At 67.8% G+C, this 6758-nt stretch carries 7 protein-coding genes; all 7 read left to right on the plus strand.

Annotation, left to right across the window (positions count from 1 at the left end):
• Window positions 1-685, plus strand: a 685-nt coding sequence (gene gspC, locus SY1_RS09890; RefSeq protein ID WP_208873659.1) for a type II secretion system protein GspC, incomplete at its 5' end; no start/stop codon positions are given.
• Between the two features lie 11 nt (window positions 686-696).
• A complete protein-coding gene (locus tag SY1_RS09895; protein ID WP_015556938.1) occupies window positions 697-1035 on the plus strand; it encodes a PulJ/GspJ family protein in 339 nt (112 codons plus the stop codon).
• A 75-nt stretch (window positions 1036-1110) separates the two neighbouring features.
• On the plus strand, window positions 1111-3168 hold the full coding sequence (gene gspD / locus SY1_RS09900; protein ID WP_208873663.1) for a type II secretion system secretin GspD: 2058 nt from the start codon (window positions 1111-1113) through the stop codon (window positions 3166-3168).
• Between the two features lie 2 nt (window positions 3169-3170).
• Window positions 3171-4736, plus strand: a complete 1566-nt coding sequence (locus tag SY1_RS09905) for a GspE/PulE family protein (protein ID WP_015556939.1) — start codon at window positions 3171-3173, stop codon at window positions 4734-4736.
• 1 nt (window position 4737) lies between these two features.
• Window positions 4738-5886 (plus strand): type II secretion system F family protein, encoded by a 1149-nt coding sequence (locus SY1_RS09910; protein WP_015556940.1) that lies wholly within the window; start codon window positions 4738-4740, stop codon window positions 5884-5886.
• Window positions 5887-5945: 59 nt separating this feature from the next.
• Window positions 5946-6386: a type II secretion system major pseudopilin GspG gene (gspG, locus tag SY1_RS09915; RefSeq protein ID WP_015556941.1), complete on the plus strand. Its 441-nt coding sequence runs from the start codon at window positions 5946-5948 to the stop codon at window positions 6384-6386.
• Window positions 6379-6758, plus strand: a 380-nt coding sequence (locus SY1_RS09920; RefSeq protein ID WP_208873665.1) for a prepilin-type N-terminal cleavage/methylation domain-containing protein, incomplete at its 3' end; no start/stop codon positions are given. The genes gspG and SY1_RS09920, both read left to right, overlap by 8 nt.

Below are 6758 nucleotides of genomic sequence, written 5' to 3' on the forward strand. Positions count from 1 at the left end.
GGAGGAGTTCCTGACGGCCAACCCCTTCCGCGTCTCGCCGATGGAGGTGAGCCTCCCGACGGCCCGGAGCGCGGACGTCGAGGTCACCGGCTCCCTGGCGACGGCCGTGCTGCGGGGGACCCTGCCGGATGTGGGGGCCTGGATCGAGGACAAGGGGAAGGTGCGCCTGGTGCTGATGGGGACGAGCTTTGACGTCTACACGCTGGCGAAGGTCACCTACCGGGAGGCCGTCTTCGTCAAGGAGGACGAGGTGGTAGTGCGGGAGCTCCGCTACAGCGAGCCCGGTTCGGAACGGGGCGCGTTCTCGGCTCCCATGGCGGAGGCCCGGCCCGTGGGCGTCCCGGAGGGTAGCGTGACGCCCGCCAGGCCGGGGGAGCAGGACGGCGAGGTTCCAAGCGAACTCGTGACCAGCCTGGTGCAGAACCCCTTCGACGAATTGAAGAAGATCCGCCTGCGCCCCAACGACGGAGGGAACGGCCTCGAAATCCAGTGGATCCAGGACGACAGCATCCTGAAGCAGCTGGGCGTGCAGAAGGGCGACGTCATCAAGTCCGTCAACGGGATCCCCTTCACGAACATGGCGGATATCGCGAACTCCATCAACTCCCTGATGAACAGCGAGCGCTTCGACGTGGAGGTGGACCGGGAGGGCAAGCCCACCGCACTGCGGTACGTGGTGCATTGAGCGTGAGCGGCATGTCCGGCGCCCGGCGCGGCTTCACCCTGATGGAGGTCCTGGTGGCGGTGGCCATCGTGGGGATGGTGGTCGCCGGCGGGTTTCGCCTCATCACCATGTCGCTGCGGTCGCTCTCCGAGATCGCGGCGGAGCGGGCGCTGACTGCGGCGGCGCAGAGGATATGGCTGCGCTTCCGCACGGAGAGGGACATGCCCGACAGCGGCAGGGAGGAGGACGTGGAGTGGCGCACGGAGATCGACTCCGTGCCCATCGAGGACCTGGAGCTGCCCTTCAGGCGGGTGACGGTGAGCATGGGGAAGCGCTCGATGGTCATCTACCTGCCTGAGGCCTCCCGGTAGGGGCCCGTCGTGGATAGAGCTCCCGGTACGAACCGGGTTTTGCCTGGAGTCAGCAGTGTGTAAGGGGGAAGTGCCTTGAAGAGAGTTTACGGGGTGTTTTTGTGGGGCGTGCTTGCGCTGTCCCTCGGCGTCCTTGTCGCGGGGGGAGCCCTTGCGGCGGAGGCGCCGGCCGAAGCGCCGGCGGGGCAGACCCTGCCCGCCGACGAGGAGAGGGAGGTGGTGGCGGCCGCCCAGGCCATGCGCCGCTCCGGGCTGGTGCAGTTCAACTTCAAGGACATGGACCTCGTGAAGTTCATCCGGTTCATGTCCGAGCTCCTGCAGGACAACATCATCGTTCCCCCGAACGTCAACGCGAAGATCACCATCATCTCGCCCAAGCCCTCCTCCCTCGCGGAGGCGCGGCAGATCATGATCGCCACGCTCCAGATCTACAACTTCTCCCTGCGGGACATGGGGAACTTCTCCATCGTGCAGCAGGGCGGCGTCAGCTCCTCGCCGACCGTGGACCGCGGGCGCAGGGGCCCCGACTATGGCAGCGAGACCATGACCTACATCTTCCCGCTGGACTACGTGACGGTGGACTCCGTGGTCCCGGCGCTCCAGCAGGCCTTCGGACAGACCCTCATCGCGCTGCCCGTGGGCAACGGGCGCGACGTGCTGCTCCAGGGGCAGGCGACGGACGTCAACAAGGGCGCGGACCTCCTGCGGAAGCTGGATACGCCCCAGAGCGCGCGGGTGACGCGGGCTTTCCTCCTGAAGCACGCGGACGCGACGACGGTGGCGGCGCAGCTGAACGCCATCGCCCAGACGGGGGGCCCGATGCAGGGGCTCAGCGCCGTCGCGGACCCCGCGAGCCGCAAGGTGGTGGTGGTGGGAGACCGGGGGAACATCGACCAGGCCGCCAGGATCGTGAAGGAGCTGGACGTGGACTCCAAGGTGGGGGACTTCCACGTCTACAAGCTGAAGAACATCGACGCCACGGCGGCGTCCGAGCAGCTGAGCAAGGTGCTGGCGGCGTCCTCCCTGCTGCAGCCGAACCAGGAGGGCAAGTACCCCGCCACGGTGGTGCCGGACCTCACCACCAACAGCCTGATCTTCGCGGCCACCCAGAAGCAGTACGAGGCCCTGACGGGGGTGCTGGACGCCATCGACGTCCAGGCCAAGCAGGTGCTGCTGCGCGGCTTCATCGCGGAGATCAACGTCACGAACCTGGACCGGGCCGGCGTGGACTGGAACATCCTGGGCGGCCAGATCTGGGACAACATCATGCTGGGCGGCATGGGCCAGCTGGGCGAGGGGTCCGTCCCCTCCCAATTCGCGCAGTGGTTCAGCGAGCTCTCGAAGAAGGAGGAGCTGGTGGAGCGCAACGGCTCCACCTACTCCGTGAAGAACTACAAGCCCCTCGCGCTGATCTACGCTTCCATCGAGATGTTGAAGAAGTACGACGCCGTCAACGTCCTCTCCGTGCCGCGCCTGATGTGTACGGACAACAAGGAGAGCTCCTTCCAGGTGGGGCAGGTGATCCCCGTCCTGAAGGCCAGCACCTCGGAGCTGTCGAACCCCAACGCCACCCAGCAGAGCTACGACTACAAGGACACGGGCCTGACGCTCACCGTGACGCCCCACATCCGAAGCGGCAACGTGGTGGCGCTCGACATCAAGCAGACGACGGAGGACGTGCTGACGGCCACGGGGTCCGTGACGCCCGTGACGGCCAAGCGGGAGGTGCACACCTCGGTGGTGGTGGCGAACGGGGAGACCGTGATCCTGGGGGGCATGATCAAGGAGACGGAGCGGGCCCTCAGACGGCGCGTGCCGGGCCTGTCCTACATCCCCCTGATCGGCAGCCTGTTCCAGAAGGTCTCGAAGGAGAAGGAGAAGGTGGACTTCGTCATCTTCCTGACGCCCCAGATCATCTCGAACCCAGAGGAGATGCGGGGCGCGACGCTCCGGGCCTCCGGCCTCACGGGTGCCTTTGCCTCCGCCGACGTCATCGGCGGGAACGCGGATATCTTCCCGTCCGGCGCGCGGCCTTCGCTGACGAGCATGGACATGAACCCCATCGAGCGCGAGGTCGATCGCCGCTTCCAGGAGCTCTATCACGAGAGCGTCCGAAAGAGCAGGAGGCAGTAGCGATGTCCGAACGCCTGAGGAGCGTGGACGTCCGGGCCCTGGGAGAGGACCCGGAGGCGGCCGCCCTCCCCGCCGACGGAAGCGCGCCCCTGCCGCCCCTGCCGGACGCAAAGGAGGTTTCCGAGCTCCTGCCGGAGGGGATGGGCCTCGACGTGCTGCGCCAGGGCGGTGTGGTCCCCCTGCGCATCGACAGTGGCGTGCTGATCGTGGGGGCGTCGTCCCTGGACGCCTGGCCCAGGGCCCAGGTGCTGGGCACGGCCCTGGGGTGTCCCGTGGAGGTCGAGCTGCGCACGGAGTCGGAGGTGAGCGAGCTCCTGCGCAAGCTCTACGACCTTCGCAGCGTGGCCGCGGACGAGGCGGCGCGGAAGATGGAGGGCATCGACGACATCGAGGACCTGAGCCGGGAGGACGTGCTGAGCGACTCGGTGGACGTGCCGGTCATCCGCCTGGTGAACGGCCTCTTCGTGGACGCGCTGCGCCAGCGCGCCACGGACATCCACGTGGAGCCCTACGAGGACGACGTCCTGATCCGCTTTCGCATCGACGGCGTGCTGCAGGACCGCCTGCGCCTGCCGCGCACGCACCAGGCCCCGCTGACGAGCCGCATCAAGGTCATGGCCAAGATGGACATCGCGGAGCACATGACGCCCCAGGACGGCCGGATCGGCATCACCCTGGGGGACAGGGCGGTGGACGTCCGGGTGGGGCTCGTGCCGACGCAGTACGGCGAGCGGCTGGCCATGCGCCTTCTGGACAAGGGACACGGGCTCCTGACGCTGGAGGACCTGGGCATGGAGAGGGATGAGCGCGAGACGATGGAGGCCTTGATCCACCGCCCCCACGGCATGATCCTCTTCACCGGTCCCACGGGGTCGGGGAAGTCCACGAGCCTCTACGCGATCCTCCAGGCGCTGGCCCGGCCCGAGGTGAACATCATCACGGTGGAGGACCCCGTGGAGTACGCTCTGCCGGGAGTGGCGCAGATTCAGGTGAACGAGAAGGCCGGCGTGACCTTCGCCTCCGCCCTGCGCTCCATCCTGCGGCAGGACCCGGACATCGTGATGATCGGGGAGATGCGCGACTTCGAGACGGCCCACATCGGCGTCCAGGCCTCCCTGACGGGGCACCTGGTGCTCTCGACCCTCCACACGAACGACTCCATCGGCGCCGTCATTCGTCTGGTGGACATGGGCATCGAGCCCTACCTGGCGGCCAACTGCATGATCGGGGCGGTGGCCCAGCGCCTGGCGCGCCGCCTCTGTCCGCACTGCATGAGGGAGGTGGCCCCGCCGGCGGCCATGGCCCGTCAAGGGCTGAAGCGGGCGTTTGAGCCCGTGGGCTGCTCCGAGTGCCACAACACGGGCTACAGGGGACGCATCGGCCTCTACGAGCAGTTCGTGGTGGACGAGGCGGTGCAGGAGGCCTTCGTGGCCGGTGCGACGGCCTCCAGGCTGCGGGAGATCGCCAGGGACGGTGGCTTCCGCACGCTGTGGGAGATCGGGCTCTCCGCCGTCGAGGCGGGACGGACCTCGCCGGACGAGCTGATTCGCGTGGCGGGGGAGGAGTGACATGCCCTACTTCACCTATTCGGGTTACGACGCGCGGGGGAAGCAGACCAGGGGGACGGTGGAGGCCTCCTCCTCCATGCAGGCGGTGGAGCGCCTGACGGAGCGCGGCATCGTGGTGGTGGACGTCGCGGCGGCGGAGCGGAAGCGCAGCGGACGCCCGAAGCTCCTGTCCCTCGACGCGCACATCTTCTTCTGTCGCAGCCTGGCGTCCTACCTCAAGTCCGGCCTGCCCCTGGCGGACTCCCTGAGGATCATGGCGAAGCAGGCGCGGGACAGGCACATGGGGCCGGCGCTGGAGAAGCTCCTGGCGGAGGTGGAGGGCGGGCGGAAGTTCCACACGGCCCTGGCCGAGAGCGGCGCCTTCCGCGAGAGCCTGTGGCGCGTGGCGGAGTCCGGCGAGCAGAGCGGCTCCCTCATCTCCGTGCTGGCGGAGGCGGCGGAGCAGTTCAAGCTGGAGGACGGCCTGGTGCGCAAGATCCGCGGGGCGATGACGTACCCCATCGTCATGGCGGTGGTGGGGGTCGGCGTCGTCACCTTCATGCTGACCTATGTGGTGCCGAAGATCTCGTCCCTGTTCGAGGACATGCACCAGACGCTGCCCCTGCCGACCCGCATCCTGATCGGCCTGTCCTCCTTCATCATCGACTGGGGCGTCTGGGTCCTGGCGGGGCTCCTGCTGCTGTTCCTGTGGATGAAGCGGCGCGGGAAGAAGATCGCGATCCCTTTCATGCGGGGCATCAACGAACAGCTGACGCTGGCGCTCGTGACGTCGCACCTCAGCACGCTCCTGCGCTCTGGAATTCCCCTGGTTCAGGCGCTGCGGATGGCCTCCTCGATGGACCCCAGGGCCAGGCGCTGGCTGGACTGTGCGGAGATGGTCAAGGCGGGGCACCGGTTCGACAGGGCCCTGGAGAGGACGGGCTTCCCGGAGGAGATCGTGGCGGTGGTGCGGGTGGGAGAGATGGGCGGCGAGCTGTCCCAGGCGCTCTCGAACGTCTCCGGCCAGTGCCGGGAGATCGCCCAGAGCCGGATGGAGCGCCTCTCGACGCTCATGGAGCCCATGATGGTGCTGCTTTTGGGCGTCTCCGTCGGGTTCATCGTCCTGGCCATACTGACGCCGGTGTTCGACCTGGCGGGCATCGTAAAGTAACTGAAATTGACGTTCCCGTATGCCAATTCGGCGCGGGCGCGCTTTGGGAGGAACGTGAGATGAGCAAGACGAAGTACGGTTTACACATGACCCGTCGGCGCGGCTTCACGCTGATCGAGATCATGGTGGTGGTGGTGATCCTCGGCCTTCTGGCGGCTCTGGTGGTGCCGCGCATCGGCCCCCAGGTGGCGGAGGCCCAGCGCACGATGGCCCGGTCGCAGATCAAGAGCTTCGAGGAGGCCCTTGAGATGTACCGAATGCACAACGGCTTCTACCCCTCCACGCAGCAGGGACTGGACGCGCTGGTGAAGGCGCCCACCATCTCCCCCGTGCCGAAGCACTACGTCGAGGGAGGGTACTTGAAAAAGGTCCCGGACGATCCCTGGGGCAACCCCTACATCTATCGCAACCGAAACGGGCGCATCCAGATCGTCAGCACCGGTCCGGACGGCGAGGAGGGCGGTGAGGGCGAGGGCGCGGACGTCACGAACGATGACTGATTCCCCGCTCTTCGGGGAGGTGCGGCGGCGCGGCTTCACGCTGATCGAGATCATGATCGTGCTCACGATCGTGGGGCTCATGGCCGCCGTCCTGGCGCCGCGCATCTCGTTTTACTACGAGCCCCCCGCGGCGCTGCTGCAGCGCAGCGTGGAGGAGGCGGGGGACCTGGCCCTGTCCGGGGTGTCCATCCGCTTCGTGCTGAGGCCGGAGGAACGCTCCCGGCGCGGCCGAATCGACGTGGAGGCGCTGGTTCGGCGGGCCCCGGACAGCCGGGACCTCGGCGTCTTTCTGGGCACGGCCCGGGCGCGGGAGGGCGTGTTGGCCTGGAGCCCCGTGAAGCTGGCCTACCCGCCGGCGGGCGCCGGTTGGAG

This window comes from Fretibacterium fastidiosum (assembly GCF_000210715.1).
Taxonomy (GTDB): domain Bacteria; phylum Synergistota; class Synergistia; order Synergistales; family Aminobacteriaceae; genus Fretibacterium; species Fretibacterium fastidiosum.